Origin of the sequence: Bradyrhizobium sp. USDA 4538 (assembly GCF_024171045.1) — a bacterium.
GTDB lineage: Bacteria > Pseudomonadota > Alphaproteobacteria > Rhizobiales > Xanthobacteraceae > Bradyrhizobium > Bradyrhizobium australafricanum.
On sequence record NZ_JALJZE010000001.1, the window covers coordinates 6475694 to 6494959 of the forward strand.

Below are 19266 nucleotides of genomic sequence, written 5' to 3' on the forward strand. Positions count from 1 at the left end.
GGCCTCTACGGCCTCACGGCGGTCCTTGCGCGGCGGCCGAGAGACCTTCGTCACGCGCGCAGGCCCGCCGCGTGATGACGGTGCTCGAGCTGGCGCACGCAGTGAGCCCGGAACGTGCCTGGGTCAGATCGAGCATGCCGAAGCCCGACAGGGCTCGGGATGTGGCGGAAAGGGCATTTAGATACCTCTTGTTTGAACGGGCGGCTTTGGGTCTGTGCTTATCTGCTTTAGAATTTAGACAGGCCTTTCCAATTGTTGCTTGAACGACAAGCCAGGCCGCAAGCAACCAGCCATGGTTCCGTGGAGATCGGCTCGTGCCTTTGCTGCGGCCCTGGCCTGGTCCCACGGCTCCCCGCCGTCTGCCAACCCTCGACAATCACCGCGCCGGCTGCTAGCCCGTCGTCATGCCGAATGGGTTTTGCCCTTACGGAAGAGGCACTTGAGGCGTATCGGAGCGATGGACCGAAAGCGGGCATGGCGGTGAAAAAGGGTCCATCCCATCTGCTCGGTAACTCGGCATGGAACGCGACCGCCTTCGCGGTTGCGGTGCTGCTGAACCTCGCGATCCTGCCGTTCGTGATTTTCCGGCTCGGTCTCGCCGCGTTCGGCGTTGCGGGTCTGGTGACGGCCTGTGTCGCGCCGGCGCTGATGTTCAGCAATGCGCTCGGCCTTTCGACGGCGCGGGAACTCGCGCAAAGGCTGGAACCGTCCGACCACGACCAGGCGCGGCGATTTTTCGCGACCGCTCTCGCGCTTGCCATCGTCCTTGGCGGCCTGATCGCGGCGTTGCTTGCCTTTGCCGGCGCGCCGCTCGCACGGCTGGGATTCCACCTCGGCGGCCCGGCCGCCGACGACCTCGGGCTCGCCTTCGCATTGGCGGGCGCCGGTTGGCTGTTCCAGTGCCTGTTCGCCGTCTTCCTCTCGCTGTTCACGGCGCGTCAGGACTATCGGCGGATCGCGTCGATCAGCATCACGGGCACGGTGGTGACGACGATGTCGATGCTGCTGCTGATCCCGCACGCACCGCGCGCCTCGACCTTCATCGGCTGTCAGGCCTTGGGCTTCGCAACCAATCTCCTGATGGTCGTCGCCTGGTCGCGACGCGCAATCAGTGACTGGCTGGCACGGCCGGCGCTCGATCGCGGTGCGTTGCGTGCACTGGTGAAGCTTGGCGGCTGGCAGGTCGCGGCGCAAAGCGGCGCGCTGTTCGCAGGCCAGGCGGACCGTTATCTGCTCGGCGCGCTGCTGCAACCGCAATTCGTCGGCTTCTACAGCGTCGCGCAGCGGCTGGAGGAGGCTGTCTATATCGGTGTGCTGAAGATCGGCGAGATCTTGTTCCCGTTCTTCAGCACCCTGCAGAGAGAGGATGACGATCGCAAGGTCGACCTCCTGCTTCGCTCGTCCTGGATTCTCAATGTGCTTGCCGCGAGCGCGCTGGGTGGCCTGATCCCGGTCGCAGGCGCATTGCTGCATCGATGGACCGGCGCCGAGGTCGCCGCCGAGGCCCAGCTGGTGTTGGTGGTGCTTGCGATCAGCGGAATATTGGGGTCCAGCGCCAATGTGTTTGCGTTCTATCTGCTGTCGCAGGGGCGCTCCAGTTCCAACGCGCTGATCTCGCTCGTCACGGGCATCTTCACGCTGGCGACCAGCGCCATTGCGCTGCCGTATTTCGGCTGGCAGGCGGCCGGCTGGAGTTCCTGTGTCGGGATGGTTGCGCAGATGGTGATCACGGTGCTGCTGTTGCGGCGTACCTTCAGGCTTTCGGGGATGTGGTCACGGATGCTGCATTTCGTCCTGATCCCGCTCGGGACGGGGATCGCCGTTGCGCTGGCGCTGCGCTCGCAGCTCGGCCATGTGTCATTCGACCAGGCGCCGTCATGGTGGTATGTGGTGTCGCTGTACGGTATGTCGGCGGCGGCGATCTTTGTTGCCGCCGTTGCCGTGTCGCAACTGGGTCCCTACCGCGCCGTCTGCTGGCGCGATCTCCACGTCATCATCACTCGCTTCTTGCCCTTCAAGGCCGTCTAGACATGTGCGGTATCGCAGGCATCGTCAATCTGCGCGGCGCTCCCGTGGAGCCGGCTGACATCTCGCGGCTCACCAATTTGATCGCGCATCGCGGTCCGTTCGGCGAGGGCACCTGGTTCAATGCCAAGCGAAACGTCGCCTTCGGCCATCGCCGGCTCGCCATCATCGATCTAGGCGAGGGTGGCTATCAGCCGATGGCATCAGGCGACGGCCGCCATGTGATCGTCTACAATGGCGAGATCTACAACTTCCTCGAATTGCGCCGCGAACTCGAGGCGAAGGGCGCAGCCTTTCGCAGCCAGTCCGATACCGAAGTGATCCTCGCCGCCTGGCAGGCGTGGGGCGAGGACATGCTGCTGCGCTTCAACGGCATGTGGGCGCTGGCGATCTACGACACGGCCACGGATGATTTGTTCCTGGCGCGCGATCGCTTCGGCATCAAGCCGATGCTGTATGCGTTTTCATCCGAGCGGTTCGTGTTCGCGTCCGAGCAGCGCGCGCTGGCGCGGAGTGGGCTGGTTGAGACGTCGCTCGATGTCGACGTGGCGCGGCGGCTGTTGCTTGACCCGTTCGGGATCGAAGGCAGCGAGCGGACGCTGTTCGCGCAACTGCGCCGCCTGCAGGGCGGCCACTGCATGTGGTTGCGCCAGGGGCGTGTGCAGGTGCGCCGCTGGTGGCGAACCGTGGACCATCTGCCGGCAATCCCGGACACCGAGACCGCGCGCGTCGAGCGCTTTCGCGACCTGTTTCAGGATTCCGTCGCGCTGCGGATGCGCAGCGACGTTCCGATCGGGACCTGCCTGTCCGGCGGCTTCGATTCGTCCGCGGTGATCTGCGCCATGGCGACCCATGAGAAAGCCGGCATGGGGCCGCGTGACTCGACCGCCTGGCGGCACGCCTTTGTCGCGACCTTTCCCGGCGCCAGCAATGACGAGCGGCCGATGGCGGAGGAAGCGGCCGCGTGGGCCGAGGTGGCACCGAGCTTCCTCGAGATCGGGCGCTCCGACGCGCTCACCGACCTTGACCGCATTCTCGACGACAATGACGACGTCTATATCGGACTGCCGAGCGCGCCGTGGTTGATCTATCGCGAACTCCGGCGCCAGAACGTCACCGTGTCACTCGACGGCCACGGCGCGGACGAATTGATGGGCGCCTACCTGCAGGAGGGACAGTCGGCCGCATTCCGGATCCGGAATGCAGCAGCCGCGCTCACCTCACGATCGCAGCTGGCGCAACGCGGCATCGACTTCCTGCGCGCGCAGATGATCAGGCGCGAGGGGCACTACTTCCTGCGCGGAGGCGCTACGGCCGCGCCCGCGCCGCTGCCGCTGGTCGCCGAGGATGACGAATTGCCTGATACATGGGGTGCGTTGAACCGGCGCCTCTACCGCATGTTCCATTCGACCACGCTGCCCACCATCCTGCGCAATTTCGACCGGCTCTCGATGGCGCACGGGATCGAGGTCCGCATGCCGTTCATGGACTGGCGGTTGGTCACCTACACGATGGCGCTGCCGGAAACGAGCAAGTCGGCAGACGGCCTGACCAAGGTGGTGGCGCGGCAGGCGATGGCGAACCTGATGCCCGAAAGCATCCGCACCGCGCGCCGCAAGGTAGGCTTCAACTCGCCGATGCCGGAATGGCTGAACGGGCCATTGGCGGGCTGGACAGCAGAGCTGCTCGAGCGGAATGTTCCGGCATTTGCCGAGTTCGTCGACGAAACGCCCCTTCGAAAGGCGGTCGGCCGCTTGACGGCGTCGCAGAGCTGGGATTGGAAGAGTGTCGGCCGGATCTGGCCTTATCTGAACATGAAATGGATGTTGGCAAGGTCCGCGTAACCAATGCGTCTGTTCCAGAATAGCGGTCTCTATCCGTCCTATTTGCCGAGGCTGAACCAGCTCGCGGCAAAGGCGTCAAGTTTCGACGCGCGCCGCGACGTGTTTCTGCACGATCGGTTTGGCGCCGCGCATTTTCTCAAGCCCGTGCTCGACGGCGCAGCTGAAGCCTTCTTCACGAATGGCGACGATGAAGTGCTGCAGCGCCAGTGGGCGCGTGAGCAGGGCATGAAGGAATCGCCGACGCTCGAGGCCATTCTGCTCGCGCAGATCGAGCATCATAGAACCGAGGTGTTCTACAATCTCGATCCGGTGCGCTATCCGAGTGCGTTTGTCGCCAAGCTTCCCGGCTGCGTGAAGAAGACGCTGTGCTGGCGCGCCGCGCCTTCCGGAAATGCTGATCTCACCGCCTATGGCGCGGTGCTTGGAAACTTCCCCTCGATCCTCGAGGCGTGGCGCAGCAAGGGGTGCCGGGCGGAGCTCTTCTTTCCCGCGATCGACCCCGTCATGGAGCAGTACGGCCACGGCGAACGGCCGATCGACGTGGCGTTTGTCGGGGGATATTCGCGGCATCATAGCGCGCGGGGCAGGACCCTCGAACAGGTCGCCGCCCTGGCGACCAATCGCAACATCGTGTTCTGCCTCGATGCCTCGCGGCTGACACGGCTTGCCGAGAGCGCGGTCGGGCGATTGCTGCCGCTGGGGAAGCACCGCCGCCCCGACGTCATCGCGCGAATCGCAAGGATGCCGCTGTTCGGCCGGGACCTCTACGAGCTGTTCGGATCGGCGAAGATCGTGCTCAACGGTGCAATCGACATGGCCGGCAACGATCGCGGCAACATGCGCTGCTTCGAGGCGATGGGGTGCGGGTCGCTGCTGGTGTCGGATGCCGGTAATTATCCGGAGGCGATGCGGGACGGGGTCACGATGCGTACCTACGACGCGCCGGAAAAGGCCGCCGCCACGATTTCAAGCAGCCTGCAGGATTGGCCGCAATGGGCCGGGATCGCTGGTTCCGGCCGGCGCCGCGTGCAGGAGACCTACAGCAAGGCCTCGCAATGGGCCCAGTTTATCGATCTCGTCGCGCGGATTGAGCCGTGCTAGACGGTGCAGGGTGGCCGACCGGCTTGCCCTGCCGCATTGTACAGGTTACGCGGCGGTGGGAGGCGATGTTTCCGATGCAAGTCCGTTTGACCCGCACGCGGGCGTTCGACGAGAGAGCAAACCATGCTGACGCCTTTGCGTAGATCGAGCTGAGCAAATGAATCTCGACTATTGCCTGCAGCGGCTGGTGGGGCGTGCGACGTGCCGGCTTGGAGCGGGCGCGAAATTGATGCGGACTGCGCGCATCCGCAACACTCGTCGCGACAGCGATCGGATTGTCATTGGCGAAAATAGCATCATCCGCGGGGAGTTGATGACCTTCGCGCACGGTGGCGAGCTGAGAATCGGCGAGTGGTGCTACGTCGGAGAGGGAACCCGGATCTGGTCTGCTGCCTCGATCGAGATCGGCAACCGCGTTTTGATCTCGCATTCGGCGAATGTCTTCGACAATCTCACGCATCCGCTGCGCGCGGCGGAGCGGCACCGGCAGGTCCAGCAGATTTTCACGCGTGGGCATCCGAGCGATATCTCGCTTAACGAGAGCCCGGTTAGAATTGGCGATGACGCTTGGATCGGAGCGGGTGCGATGGTGTTGCGCGGAGTGACGGTCGGGCAGGGCGCTATCGTCGCGGCCGGCGCGGTCGTGACGAAGGACGTCGCAGCGTTTTCGATCGTGGCGGGCAATCCGGCCGTGCAGGTAAGGGAGCTTGGCCCCGATGAGCGGTGAGCGCAAGTTTGCCACCTGGGAGGAAGCGGTCGTCTGGCTGCGCAATCAGCCCGACCAGGGCCAGCTTGTGCTCGACGCATTTTACGACGATCCCCTGGCTGGCGCTGCTGAACGCTATTTCCTGAGCTCCGAGTGGCAGGCGGTCGCCGCGCTGCTGGCTGGCCGGACCGGCACCGCACTCGACGTCGGCGCCGGCCGTGGCATTGCAAGCTACGCGCTTGCCCGAAGCGGCTTTGCCGTGACGGCGCTCGAGCCGGATCCCAGCGCAATCGTGGGGGCTGCGGCGATCCGGGGGCTGGCGCAACAGGCGCAATTGCCGATCCAGGTGGTTGAGGAGTTTTCCGAGCGGTTGCCGTTCGCCGATGCGACGTTCGATCTCGTCTTTGCCCGGGCCGTGCTGCATCACACGCGCGATCTCGAGGGCGCGTGCCGGGAGATGTTTCGCGTGCTGCGCCCCGGCGGCATGATGATCGCGGCGCGCGAGCACGTCATCAGCAAGGAGGCCGATCTTCCGCAGTTCCTTGCACAGCATCCGTTGCACCACCTTTACGGCGGCGAGCATGCCTTCCTGCTCGATCGCTACACCGGCGCGCTGGCCACCGCAGGATTTTCCTCGGTCGACACACTGGCGCCGCTCCAAAGCCCGATCAACCTGTTTCCCTATACGCTGGAGAGCCTGAGGACGGCGATCGTGACGAAGCTGACGCAGAAGATTCCAGTGGCGCCGCTGTGGCGAACCGCGCTCGGGTCACGCTCGATCTTTATCTCGCTGCTATCGATGGCCGAACGTTTCGACAATCGGCCGGGCCGGCTCTACTCCTTTGTCTGTCGCAAGGCCTGAGGATGATCGTCTGGGTTACAGGCGCGAAAGGATTCATCGGCCGCTATCTCGCGCACGCGTTGGCGGGGGCGGACCGTGCGGTGCATGGCGTCGGACACGGGGCGCTTGACGCAGCGGAAGCCCGGCGGCTTGGCTTGGCGAGCTGGACCAATGGTGAAATCGACGCGGCCAATCTTAACGCGCTTGCGGCTGCGCACGGGCTGCCGACGCACGTCTTTCATCTGGCCGGCGCATCGTCCGTCGGCGTCTCGATCGAACGCCCATTCGAGGATTTCTCGCGGACTGTCGTGAGCACGGCGCGGCTGCTCGAATGGCTACGCGGATCCGCGCCGAACTGCGCAGTGATCGCGGCGTCGAGTGCGGCCGTTTATGGCGCCGACCATTTTGGCCCAATCCCTGAAAGTGTCATCCCGACTCCGATGTCGCCCTATGGGCAGCACAAGTTCATGATGGAGCAATTGTGCCGGAGCTACGCGCAGTCGTTTGGCATCCGCTGCACCATCGTGCGGCTGTTCTCGGTCTATGGCCCCAATTTGCGCAAACAATTGCTCTGGGACATCTGCTCACGGCTGGAAGCGAGGGAGCAGGTGCTCACGCTCGGCGGGACGGGCAACGAAATCCGCGACTGGACCGACGTGCGCGATGTCGCGAGGCTGCTTGCGAGCGTCGCGGACCCGTCGCAAGAGAGCTTCCGGGTCATCAACGGCGGTTCAGGCCGAGGGACCAGCGTTGCCGATATCGCCGCCGGCCTTATCCGGCAGTGGGGCAGCAACACCGTTGTGCGGCACTCCGGAGTGAGCCGGCCCGGTGATCCCGTGAGCCTGTTGGCCGACGATGCAATGCTGCGTCAGGTCGGGTTCGATTGGCGCGTTTCGCTCGATCAGGGCCTTGCCGATTACGTGGCGTGGTTCAAGGGCCAAGCTTCGTGACGCCGCGCCCATTGCGGTTCGCGTTCAGTCACATTTCGCGACGGCTATGGGCCGGCGGCTACAATTATCAGCGCAATCTGTTTGCGGCGCTTGCCAGGTTTCTGCCCGGCGAATTTGTTCCGATCGTCTTTGCCGGGAACAGGGCCGAGGAGAATGAGCTCGCGGAGCTTGCCGCAATACCGGGTGTCGAGGTCGTTCGATCGGAGGCATTCGATGGACAGCCAGGGTTGGCCGCGGCACTCGGGATCGGTCTGGATCGGGGAGCCGCGGCGGCGTTTCGAGGCGCCGGGATTGATGTCGTCGTCGAATCGGCACGTTTCTTTGGTTGGCGGCTCGCGCATCCGGCAGTGGCGTGGATTCCGGATCTGCAGCACCGCTCGCTGCCGCAACTGTTTCCAACGACGGCACGCTGGCGCCGCGAGCTTGGCTTTCGCATGCAAATCGCCTCGGGCCGAACCATCATGCTGAGCAGCGAGAGCGCGCTGCGTGATTTCAAGGCCTACTATCCAGGCGCAAGAAACAAGGTCTGCGTCGTTCGCTTCGCGACCCAGCCACCGGCCGCGTTCCTGAACACCGACCCGTCGGACGTAATCGCGGAATATAATCTGCCGGCGAACTATTTCTACCTGCCCAATCAGTTTTATCGCCACAAGAACCACCAGCTCGTCGTCGACGCCTTGACGATCCTGAAGGGGCGGGCGATCGACGTGGTGATCTGTGCATCCGGCAGCAAGGAAGACCGGCGCGAGCCGGGCTACTATGATCTGGTAAACTCCGAGATCCAAAAACGCGGCCTTGAAGCGCAGTTCCGCCACCTTGGCGTTATCCCGCTGCCGCATGTCTACGCGCTGCTGCGCGCTTCAACAGCCCTGATCAACCCATCGCGCTTCGAGGGCTGGAGCACGACCGTCGAGGAGGCGAAGTCGTTTGGCGTTCCAGTGATCCTGTCGGATATCGACGTGCACCGCGAGCAGACCTCAGGTGCCGCCCGCTATTTCGGCGTCGATGACCCGGTCGCGCTGGCGGATCATCTGATGCAGATTTCGGAGATGAATAGCCCTCCGACGGTACGAAACATTGTCCCGCATCAGGACGACAATGTCCGTGCGTTCGCGCGAAGCTTTTCGGACGCTATCCGGCAAACCGCCGTGAGTTGAAGGCCAGCTTCCTGGGGGCGGCAAGACGTGACCCCACGCTACCTCATAAGCGACCACCATGATCGCCGAGCCGGCCATCGACGCTGCTGAGCTTCGCAATTCAGGAAGATAGCTTGCCCTTCATCGATTGATATTTGAGTTGCGCTCGGCAGCAATCCTTGCTGCCTGCTAGCCCTCCACGATTTTCCAAGCGCGCCGGCAGAGTCACCAAGCGCTCCGTCACCTGGTTAGCCAATGTGGTTCTTGGGTTTCAGATTGCACCAGTGTTTCTGTAGGTTTCTGGCGGGCCAAATCTGCACGGTGAATAGCTCAATTGAGCTATTCACGCTTTCACCGTTTGAAAATAATGTGTTCAAGCACAAGAAGCGTCTTGCGTCTCATGCGGGTGCAGTACGGAGCTTAAGAGCGCCCCCAACAAAGAGCGTCGCCGGCGATGAACTGGCTGAGGACCCTGCCGAGGCTCAGAAGGCCGACCCTGCTGCGGACCGTCGTCGCTATCTTGCTGGTGGCCGTCTCTGCTTCGCAGCTTCTGCCTAGGCAATCGCGAGGCAGGCAAGTTGGTGTACCCGGATACGACTATGTGAGCGGGCGCACACTTAGCGAGATTCCGGACGCCGAACTCATCCGACGTCCTTCTGAGACCGACGATGTCGCCTACGCGAACCGGATCGCGCTCGCGGTGCACTACACCAGCTACAACTGCGAACCGGGCGACTTCTCGTTGACACCGATTGAGCGTGTTCTTTCTGCAACTCTTGCTCAGTTAGCACTAATCGACGCGAGCCTAATTTGGAGCGAGGGCCTTCTTCAGAAACGTACGCTGATATGCGGCTTCTGTGGCCAGCGCGCAGTGATCACTTCCGAGATTCTTCGCAAAAATGGAATTCAAGCGTGGGCGTTCGGTGTCGGTGGCCATGTGCTCGTAAAGTTTGCTGCCGGTGGGCACGACTACCTGGTTGATCCAGACTATGGGATTTCGGCTTACAGGTACGACGTGCGGCGCGGCGTCTTGCGAGCGGAGATTGCCGCGAAGTACACAAAAGCAGGTTGGGCGAACGCCAACGAGATCTACCGCTACGTATCGAGTCGATCCGACAATGAGGACTATTTGAATCCCGAGTACGTTTTGCACATTGAGAACATGCAGGACGTCGTTTTCCACTATGCCAATGCAATCGCAATAGGACTGATCTTGCTGGCTCCGTGCGCTGCTTTTGGTGTTCGGTCAAAGATCGCTCGATCCGCTTCTTGGTCACCTCGTGTTCTGACCGCTCGTGAATATCTGCTTCCATATGCAAAACGCGCAAGTTGGAGGGGCGAGAGGTTCAGTGATCGAACCTCGATGGGAATAGCCGGCTCAACAAACTTGGACGATGAGGAATTCGGAGCGAAACGAAGGGGTCCTTCGCGTCTGGATCAATGACTCGGTAGGCTCGCCCGTTTGTATTCGGGTCGCTGTTGTCGCTCGTCGAGAAAATCAAGGACGATTGCCAATGAGAGTATCGTCCGTTTCCTTTCTCGGCGATATCGACGTGCGTCGTATGAGCTGGTCCGAGAGCGTGACGGTCTTCTGTCACTTCAAGCCGAGACCGACTGGGTGCCTCATTGCTGTCCGAGACGGCGCCTGGGATAAGTGTCAGATATTGCCAAGCGTTGCCGCCAAAATGTTTGAATGGCGGGCGGATGAGGCCCGGGTCCGGCTCACGCCAAGGCGGAAGCGTATCGAGGTAGAGCCCGAGCGGAATGTATAAGATCGCTCCAAAAATGGTCGCGAGAACGAGCCTCCGCTGAAATCGCTTCGACATGTTGTGTCCAGTTTGCAGATCAGGATGCGGCGTGGATCAGGGCAAAATGCAGTGTTGGCTCGCACCAAATGCGATCGCTAACCAACATCGACCGCTTGATGGTCATGCGAGGTGCTCTTCAAGCTTCCTCTCGACGGCGACAGACCCACTCTGCGATGCAAAGACTGAGCGCGGCGTCAGATACCATAGCAGAAAAAGTACGGCGGCGCCGTGAGAGAGGAGGGTTGTCGTGAATGGCACGTTCAAGAGGATCTGAGGAAGGATCGCACCAGATACAAGGACGAAGCGAGGAGGAAGGCCCGAGGAAAATCGATTGACGAGAGCGATTACAAGTCCGCATGCCAAAACCGGGATCGGCGCCAGGAGAACGCCGACCGAAGCGATCCCTTCGGTCGCGAAAAGGGAGGCATTGAAATTACCGAGCCGGTAGGCCTGCTGCATCACTTCTCCCAACTGAACCGGATAGGGACAAGAGACGAGGGTTTTGACAAATGTAATCTGGCAGAAGGATGTGAGAGGGTGGTTGAAGAAGAAGTCGTTGTAGATATCCATCGCATTTGAAGGCGTAGCAATCATTCGAAGATTGACGATATCGAGATAGCGCGTGTCGCTTATGCCGAGGATGGCGTACAAGACGACGCCGATAATCAGCGGTACGAATAGCGAGAGCACAACTGCAATTCGGCAATCGAGCAGGCGCGTCAGTACAGCCATGGCCAGAAGCCACACTGGTGTGAAGAACGCGATCTTGTTGAGCGTGATTGGGTAGACAAGCAGCAATAGGACAAGCGTCAGTCCAGCTCGCCAGTAATTCCGCCGCTCCACAAAGCAGGCAAAGGTGAAGGGCAACAGGGCGTTCGAAACGACGCCAATGCAGTAGACGAGCGGGGAGGGCATGTTGATCTTGTCGCGGAAGTCGTACATCTGCCCGAGCGAGACCATTTTGAAGCTATAGCTTGCGGCTATCAGGATCGTGGCCACGCCGACTGCCAAGATAATTGTCAATGCGCGGTAGAAGGTTGTTTCGCTAATCGTGAACACTCGTCGGATCGGAGATGTCACGAGGAGTGATGGCGCCATGAATGCTATCATGGACGCGACGGCAGAGGCTCCGCTGAGCCAGTGATTGTACTCGAAGCGGGAGAAACAATTTAGCCAGAGGTATCCAAGGATCATGGTGTAAAAATAAAAGCTGAGAAAATAACCAAAGCTGAATGGAACGAGGAGGAAAAGGTAGGAGAGAGCAGCAAACGCGGCGATCGTTGCAATCGCCCCGTTGAGCAGTTCGGCATCATAAAAAATATGGAAGTTGCCGTAGCTGCGGCTGAGATAGCCGAGCGAGATGCAGCAGGCGACGATATGGAAGCTGATCAATACGCCCAAGCTCACGCGCGTTGAAATCTTGCCCGCTACCGCGATCTCGTTCGTATTCATGCTGCCAGTCCCGTTGCAGGTCATACGCGGCCGGTGAGTGTGGCTGGCGGCCTGCGGATTCGAAGATTCGAGAACTTAACCTGCTTGGTGCCAAGAGTAAGCCTCTGTTATCTCAACGAAGCAACAATTGCCAACAATTGCCGTGATGACGTTCGTCATCTTTCGCGGATGCGGAGCCTTGCGAACATGGTGCAGCGTATCTTGAGTTCGGCCGGCGCCGCTGCGCGGCTGGGCCGGATCAACGAACCGCGCCGCAATTCCGCGGCGACGCCGTGCTTGCTTCGTTCGCTTGGGCTCTCCCGGTCATCACAGGTATGGCTGGTCCCAGGACCGAAGGCACCCAAGATTTCGAGTGAGCCGAGTTGCTTCCAGAGCGGAACTCTCTGGTCGTGCTTGACGATTGCGTTGTCCTGTAAACACTAGGAAGCAGGTTGACAAGTCGCCAATTGTCGAACGAGCAGCAAAGCAATTCAGCCAGCCTCCGCTTGCGCGGGCGTTTCTGTGGGCGAGTCCCATGGAGGAGTTCATGAGATTTCCTTGGCAACTGCCGCATTCACAGGCCGGCCGCCGGCGCAGGAGCCCGGAGAATAGTGGTGATATCAAGCACGGCGCGACACGTTGGCCGCAGCCAGTGAGGGACATCGCTTTGACGCCGGCTGCGTCAGTTCGCTTGTTCAGTGGGCCGCGATCGGCGAGGTCGCGGTTATCGATCGGTTCGGGCGTTCGAAGCGGTCAGTGGTGTCTCACTGCGCGCCAATATGTCACCATAGAGCTGAGTGATCGTGTAGCCGATGATCCTTGCAGAGAATCGCTCCGACACGCGTCGTCTCGCCGCAGCACCGAACCTCGCCCGCAACTCAGGCGCTTCAGCAAGCCGCAGAATTGCGCTTGCCAGGGCTATTGGGTCCTCGAGTGGTACCAAGAGGCCGGTTTGATCAGCAAGCACAATCTCGCGGCAGCCAGGCGTGTCCGTCGCAATCAGGGGCCTGCCGCAGGCGGCTGCTTCCATCAACGATCCCGGAAGCCCTTCACGATACGAAGGCAATGCCGCGATGTGTGAAGCGCGCCACAGCGAGGCGATGTTGTCGATGTGCCCGAGCCACGTGATGCCCGGTCGTGCGATCCAGGCTTCGATCTCTTCGTGTGACACGGACGATGGATTCGCCGGGTCAGGATTTCCTGCGATGATAAGGTTGATATCGTGTCCTTGATCGCGCAGTAGACCGTGGGCGCGAACCAGAGTGCGGATGCCCTTGTCGACCAGCAGCCGCCCCGCGAATCCGATCGTGATCGGGCCTGCCGGCTCAGGTAGCGGCTGCAATGATTCATCATCAACGCCAGATCCCGGAATCAACGTCATGCGGTCGGGCTTGGCACCGAGCGCCATCAGCGCCTCGCGGTCGTCGGGATTTTGCACGATTGTGTAGCTGCGATTTCGATTGAGCAGCCAAGGCAGCAGTCGGGTCAGGACGCGCTTCAGCAGACGTGACTGCGAACTCGATGACGTGAAGATATAGCCGAGCCCGGTGATCGCATTGACGACGGGGAATCCCCGGTCGAGCGCAGCCAGCGAACCAAAGACGCAGCATTGCACCCCGGAATGGTGCACGATGCTTGGCTTGATCGCGCGCTCCACCTCCCGGATAGCTTTCAGCGCCGCAGCAGCCGTGAGCATCGCCCGTTGACCACGTTGGAAGGGGATCTGGTGAAGTACAAAGTCCTCCGCCTTGATGGAGGCGGCGCCGCTGCTTACATTGGTCGCCACATGAACCTCAAGGCCGGCGTCACGCGCTGCCCGCGCCATTGGCAGGCGATTGAGCAAGAACGCCCAGTCCTCGTTAGCGATGTAGAGGATGCGACCCTTCAGCTTGATTTCTAGGGGATTCATTGATCAGTCGAAGCAGGATTGTCGGAAGCCCGGATGTCATGGGTAATCGGGAGCATGAAAAATCTGTGTCGTCTCGAAGGGAGCGGCAGGACCGCAAGTAGGCCATCAGCATCGTCGCCAACGTCACGAAGGGCCGCAGTCATACCACGGGATGACGCACGTCCACCAGCAGTGCGGCGGCCTGCCGCATGGTTCGGGTGCAACATCATCAGATGGGTACGAAGTTCGAGCGATGCGCTGCTTGTGCCGCCTGGGTCTATCACAGCAGCCGGCTGCTGCTGCGCGGACGATTCGACGCGGTTGCTCTTGATTTGCGCCAGCTCCAACCGCCCAGTACAGGCACCTATCGGATGTGGTGACCGCTCATTCCGAGGCGTCGTTGTTCGTCGACATTGCGGTCAGCGCACTCTGGAATGTTATTCATCGAACGCAACTACTGGGGGCAGGGGTATGGTCAGTCCATTTGGCGGCGTTCGAACGCGGCCGGTGGCAGCGCCGAGCGAATACTATCGGTAAGCCGTAGTGAGTGGGCATTTGCATCCAGGCTAAGAAAAGGCGCCCGTCCGAACATGCCAATTTGCAGGCTCAATTAGCTAGCCATAAAATTCTTCAACAAATTCAATTGATTGAATTGTTCACATCGTGAACGTTCGACTTGACGTTCACGGCATGAACGGACTATCTGTCGTCGACGGAGGGGAGTCTCAATGGACCATACGTTGCCGGATTCTAGCGGGGAGGATGAACGGATCGTCCTTAATTTGCTGAATTCCGTCGATGATGGCGCGCAATCGCAGCGCCGCATTGCGGAGGAGCTTGGTATCGCGCTTGGCCTCGTTAACGCCTACCTCAAGCGATGCATCAAGAAGGGCCTTGTCAAAGTCAGCCAGGCGCCGGCGCGTCGCTACGCCTATTACCTGACGCCAAAGGGCTTCGCTGAGAAATCGCGCCTGACCGTGGAATATCTGTCGTCCTCTTTCTCGTTTTTTCGTCAGGCCAAGGCCGATTGTGCGCAGGTCCTTCAATTGGCGAAGGCGCAGCATTTCCAGAATCTGGTGCTTTGTGGAAGGTCGGACTTGGCCGAGATTGCCATGCTGTCGGCTGTCGATTGCGGTGTCTCGATCGTCGCAATTGTTGATGAAAATGCAGGCGACACGCGTTTCGTCGGGGTCCAGGTCGTTGCTGGCTACGATCGTGTTGCCATTCCATTTGATGCTGTGATGATCACCGATGTAGCCAATCCCAGTCGGGCTTTCGATGAAGCGGTACGCCTCTACGGACCAGGCCGTGTACTGGCTCCAAGCTTGCTGGGCTTGAATCACCGGGAGCATCAGGATGCAGCGCAATGATTGCGTCAAATACACGTTCCTTGCTGCTCTGCTTTTTTCAGTGATCTGAACAGTGTCTACGGCCAGGGGGAGAGGGGCGCAGTAATGTGCGGCATTGCGGGTTTCATGCGACTTCGGCCAGGCGGCCGCGGGCCTCTATCGCAGCGGGTCCTCGACGAAATGACCGATAGCCTTGCATATCGTGGGCCGGATTCGCGCGGCACTTGGCTCGACAGCGAACGAGGTGTGGGCTTCGGTCACCGACGTCTGGCGATCCGTGATTTGACCCCCACGGGCGCTCAACCGATGACGTCGGGATGTGGGCGGTTCGTCATCGTCTACAATGGTGAGGTTTACTCCCATAACGAGATTGCGGCCGATCTTGAGCGGACCAATCGTCGGCTCAAAGGTCACTCGGATACTGAAGTTATCCTCGAGGCCTGCGCGGAATGGGGCATCGAAAACGTGGTGCCGCGCCTGATCGGCATGTTCGCCATCGCGCTCTATGACAAGCAGACTGGCGATCTGACTCTTGTGCGCGACCGCCTTGGAATCAAGCCGCTTTACTGGAGCGTAATTGACGGGGTGCTGACCTTCGGCTCGGAATTGAAAGCGCTGCGCGCTGTTCCGGGCTGGGCGCCAGCCCTGGATCGCAACGCGATGGCTTCGTTCATGCGCCACAACTATATCCCGGCGCCTTTTACGATCTATAAGGATACCTACAAGCTTGAACCGGGCACCATGCTCAAGACCAAGCTTGGCGGCGAAGTTTCGACTGAGTGTTTCTGGAATCTCAGAGGCCTCGTTGAGACGTCGGTAGGCGGCAAATCGAAAATCGACGAGGGCGAGGCGATCAATCGCCTTGATGCTCTGCTGTCCGATGCGGTGAGGCGCCGGCTGGTTGCCGACGTGCCGATTGGTTCGCTGTTGTCGGGAGGGATAGACTCCTCGCTCGTGACTGCGCTGATGGCAGAGACCGCAGATCGAAAGATCAATACATTCTCGATCGGTTTTGCGGAGAAGGGATTTGACGAGGCGCCCTTTGCGCGCGAGGTCGCGCGCCATCTCGGAACTGACCACACCGAATTGTATGCTGATGCCTCGCATGCCTTGGATATGGTTGAGCATCTCCCGCAATGGTACGACGAACCGTTCGCCGACTCCTCTCAACTGCCGACCGCCTTGGTGTGCGAGCTGACCCGTCAGCATGTTAAGGTCGTGCTTTCGGGAGATGGTGGCGATGAATTGTTCGCGGGCTACTCCCGCTATGCCTACGCGCTGGATATGCGAAAGGTCGCCAGCCCCGCCCCAGGGGCTTTGCGCAATGTGCTGGCTCGAGGTCTCCGTGCTGTTCCAAGGCGTGCCTTGGATCAGATCGGCGAGGTGCTGCCGGGCCGCTGGCGGATAAACGGTCTTGGTTCGAAGGTTGAACGGTACGCCCCGGCCATTCTCGAGGGTGATCCCGACACGCTCTATCGCGGGATGCTGAGCCATTGGCACACGCCGGACGATCTGGTGATCGGAGCTTCCGAGACCAAGGGGGTGCTTTGGGATACGCATCTCCCGGCCAGCGTTCCGAATTTTCTCGACCGGATGATGCTTATCGACACTCTCACCTATCTACCTGACGACATTCTGACGAAGGTCGATCGCGCCAGCATGATCGTCGGCCTCGAAGCGCGGGTTCCGCTACTGGATCACCGGGTCGTGGAATTCTCCTGGACCCTTCCAAGGCATATGAAGTATCGCGATGGCGTTGCCAAATGGGCGTTGCGCGAGGTGCTCTATCGCCGTGTCCCGCGTGCACTGCTTGACCGTCCAAAGATGGGATTTGGCGTGCCGCTGGCGGAGTGGCTGAGGGGACCGCTGAGGGACTGGGCGGAAGAATTGTTGGCTGAGAAAAGATTGAAGGACCAGGAATTGTTCACTCCCGCACCGATCCGAGAGCGATGGCAAGCGCATCTGGCTGGCGCGAACTGGGCCTATCCGCTGTGGAATGTCTTGATGGCGCAAGCGTGGCTGTCGGCCAATCCGGAGGTCTCGCTGTGATCGCGGCGCAGTCACTTCTTGGTTCGGTGTACGGACACCGCGAGCTCGTTGCTGAACTCGTGAAGCGTGAGTTGCGTGATCGTCACACCGGACAGCTGCTGGGCGCACTGTGGGCTTATGGCCATCCGCTGCTGCTCATGCTGATGTACTCGCTCCTGTTCGCCTACGTATTCCCGACCCGCGTCGGTAGCAGCGGCGGGCATCCCGATTTTGCCGTCAATGTCTTGATCGGAATAGTCTCCTGGCTGGCGTTTCAGGATTTGCTGGCGCGCTCCACCACGATATTGACCGCTCATGCAAGCCTCGTGAAGCAGATCATTTTTCCGGTCGTGGTATTGCCGATCAAGACTGCGATCGCTTCGGCGCTTCCATACTCAATCGCGCTTCTGTTCACGATCGGCTACGCTGCGGTCAGCGGAACCCTGACCTTCATGGTTCTGGCCGTCCCGTTCCTGATTGCGATCCAACTCATTGCGATGACCGGCGTTGCTCTCATGCTATCGGCCCTCGGTATCTTCTTTCGCGATTTGCGCGACATCGTGACGATCTTCTGTGCGGTCAACCTGTTCGCACAACCCATCTTGTTCAACCCGTATGTGACGCCGAGCTGGATGAATTGGGTTTTTCATTTCAATCCGTTCAGCTACCAGGTTTGGTGCTGGCAGGACGCGCTCTATTTCGGAGCCTTTCAACATCCGGCGGCTTGGATTGTTTTTCCCTTTGGGGCGGTCTCCTGCCTGGCAATCGGCTACGCGGTATTCTCTCGCCTGCAGCACGGCTTTGGTGACGCGCTATGACCGGATCCGAAATCGCCATCCGTGCGCGCGGGCTGCGAAAGGCGTACCGCGTCTATGAGCATGCAATCGATCCGCTGGTGGAAGTTATTCGCCGCGTTCCGCGCCACACCGAGCGCGTGGCCCTTCAGGCCGTCGATCTCGATCTCAAGCGTGGAGAGATTGTCGGAATTCTTGGGCGCAATGGGGCCGGAAAATCGACGCTGCTCAAGATCATCGCTGGAACACTCGAGCGCTCGTCGGGTGATTTGGACGTCAACGGCCGGATCACCGCCATCCTCGAACTGGGAACCGGCTTTCACCCGGACTACACCGGCCGAGAGAACATTTTCATGGGTGGGCTGTGCCTCGGCATGCCCAAGGCGGAAATCGAACGCAAGCTCGATTCGATCATCGAATTTAGCGAGTTGCGGGACGTGATCGACCAGCCATTCAAGACCTATTCGACCGGGATGCAGGCGCGTCTCACGTTCGCCACGGCGATCAGCGTCGAGCCTGATATCCTGATCGTTGACGAAGCTCTATCGGTTGGCGACGCGCGGTTTCAAATGAAGTGCTTCGGCTGGATCCAGCGTCTGAAGCAGAAGAACGCGACGATCTTGCTCGTGTCCCATGATACCAACACGATTACGACTTTCTGCGATCGCGCCCTGATTCTGGAAGGCGGACGAGTCTTCGCGGAAGGCGAGGCCGGGCCGATATCGGTGGTCTATCACAATCTGCTGTTTGGCAAATCGGAAGCGAGCACGGCGACCGCGGCCGAAGAGGCGCCGTCGCCGGGGCTGGAGAACGCGATCAGTCAAAGAACCGTCGAGAATGCCGACGATTCCGAGCTGCCGGCGGAGGAGATCGCGCCGAAGGTTCGATATGGATCGGGTGAGGGGCGTTTGCTCGATTGGGGGGTATTCGATGAGCACGGACGGCGCGCAACGCTCCTTCAGAGTGGAAGTAACTATCGCTTTTCGATGCGGTTTCGGTGCGATGCGGACATTCCGGCACTGTCCTGTGGTTTTGCAATCAAGGACCGCAGGGGAACTGTCGTATGGGGGGCAACCAACCTGACCAGCCATGGCGTGGCGTGGCAAGCCCGTGCCGGTGATGTCCTGACGATAGCGTGCGATTGCACGATGTGGTTGGCGGCGGGCGACTTCTTTCTAACGCTCGGCGCCGCGCATCTCCACGATGGTGCAAAAATCGATTTCGTCGAGGATGCCATTCAATTCCGGGTTGTTGGCACAAAAGGGGCTTTCACGACAGCCTTGGTCAATCTGGAGAGTGAAATCGTGATCTCCTCTGAACAAGAGGATGTCGCCCGGGTAAGCGGAGCTGTCGCAGGATGTTGAA

Annotated in this window: 14 protein-coding genes; 12 read left to right on the plus strand and 2 right to left on the minus strand. The window is 60.5% G+C overall.

All coding sequences use genetic code 11. The features are described from left to right. Window positions 1-474 precede the first annotated feature (474 nt). The 8 genes from J2R78_RS29425 to J2R78_RS29460 all read left to right on the plus strand — a co-directional run bounded on the left by J2R78_RS29425 (window position 475) and on the right by J2R78_RS29460 (window position 10047). Window positions 475-2028, plus strand: coding sequence for a lipopolysaccharide biosynthesis protein (locus tag J2R78_RS29425; protein ID WP_225647036.1), 1554 nt, complete (start codon window positions 475-477; stop codon window positions 2026-2028). A gap of 2 nt (window positions 2029-2030) precedes the next feature. Beyond that, complete coding sequence (asnB, locus tag J2R78_RS29430; protein ID WP_253607787.1) at window positions 2031-3869, plus strand: asparagine synthase (glutamine-hydrolyzing); 1839 nt, start codon at window positions 2031-2033, stop codon at window positions 3867-3869. A gap of 3 nt (window positions 3870-3872) precedes the next feature. After that, complete coding sequence (locus J2R78_RS29435) at window positions 3873-4970, plus strand: glycosyltransferase (protein ID WP_253607788.1); 1098 nt, start codon at window positions 3873-3875, stop codon at window positions 4968-4970. 157 nt (window positions 4971-5127) lie between these two features. Beyond that, a complete protein-coding gene (locus tag J2R78_RS29440; protein WP_253589789.1) occupies window positions 5128-5697 on the plus strand; it encodes a DapH/DapD/GlmU-related protein in 570 nt (189 codons plus the stop codon). Next, window positions 5687-6538, plus strand: a complete 852-nt coding sequence (locus J2R78_RS29445; protein ID WP_253589790.1) for a class I SAM-dependent methyltransferase — start codon at window positions 5687-5689, stop codon at window positions 6536-6538. The genes J2R78_RS29440 and J2R78_RS29445 overlap by 11 nt, the downstream gene beginning before the upstream one ends. Before the next feature lie 2 nt (window positions 6539-6540). Beyond that, complete coding sequence (locus tag J2R78_RS29450; protein ID WP_253589791.1) at window positions 6541-7467, plus strand: NAD(P)-dependent oxidoreductase; 927 nt, start codon at window positions 6541-6543, stop codon at window positions 7465-7467. Continuing rightward, a complete protein-coding gene (locus J2R78_RS29455) occupies window positions 7401-8624 on the plus strand; it encodes a glycosyltransferase family 1 protein (protein ID WP_253607789.1) in 1224 nt (407 codons plus the stop codon). Before J2R78_RS29450 ends, J2R78_RS29455 begins: the two co-directional genes overlap by 67 nt. A 580-nt stretch (window positions 8625-9204) precedes the next feature. Next, on the plus strand, window positions 9205-10047 hold the full coding sequence (locus J2R78_RS29460) for a hypothetical protein (protein ID WP_253607790.1): 843 nt from the start codon (window positions 9205-9207) through the stop codon (window positions 10045-10047). Window positions 10048-10531: 484 nt separating this feature from the next. On the opposite strand, the gene J2R78_RS29465 is transcribed toward J2R78_RS29460, so the two are convergent. Beyond that, the gene (locus J2R78_RS29465; protein WP_253607791.1) at window positions 10532-11863 is read right to left on the minus strand and encodes a hypothetical protein; all 1332 of its coding nucleotides are present in this window, start codon (window positions 11861-11863) and stop codon (window positions 10532-10534) included. 703 nt (window positions 11864-12566) lie between these two features. Continuing rightward, complete coding sequence (locus tag J2R78_RS29470) at window positions 12567-13751, minus strand: glycosyltransferase family 4 protein (RefSeq protein WP_253607792.1); 1185 nt, start codon at window positions 13749-13751, stop codon at window positions 12567-12569. 707 nt (window positions 13752-14458) lie between these two features. On the opposite strand from J2R78_RS29470, the gene J2R78_RS29475 reads away from it, so the two are divergent. The 4 genes from J2R78_RS29475 to J2R78_RS29490 all read left to right on the plus strand — a co-directional run bounded on the left by J2R78_RS29475 (window position 14459) and on the right by J2R78_RS29490 (window position 19265). Next, on the plus strand, window positions 14459-15100 hold the full coding sequence (locus tag J2R78_RS29475; RefSeq protein WP_253607793.1) for a winged helix-turn-helix transcriptional regulator: 642 nt from the start codon (window positions 14459-14461) through the stop codon (window positions 15098-15100). An 84-nt stretch (window positions 15101-15184) separates the two neighbouring features. Further along, a complete protein-coding gene (gene asnB / locus J2R78_RS29480; protein WP_253641403.1) occupies window positions 15185-17128 on the plus strand; it encodes an asparagine synthase (glutamine-hydrolyzing) in 1944 nt (647 codons plus the stop codon). Further along, complete coding sequence (locus J2R78_RS29485; RefSeq protein WP_253607794.1) at window positions 17125-17925, plus strand: ABC transporter permease; 801 nt, start codon at window positions 17125-17127, stop codon at window positions 17923-17925. The genes asnB (J2R78_RS29480) and J2R78_RS29485 overlap by 4 nt, the downstream gene beginning before the upstream one ends. Further along, complete coding sequence (locus J2R78_RS29490) at window positions 17922-19265, plus strand: ABC transporter ATP-binding protein (protein ID WP_253607795.1); 1344 nt, start codon at window positions 17922-17924, stop codon at window positions 19263-19265. The genes J2R78_RS29485 and J2R78_RS29490 overlap by 4 nt, the downstream gene beginning before the upstream one ends. Window position 19266: the final 1 nt, after the last annotated feature.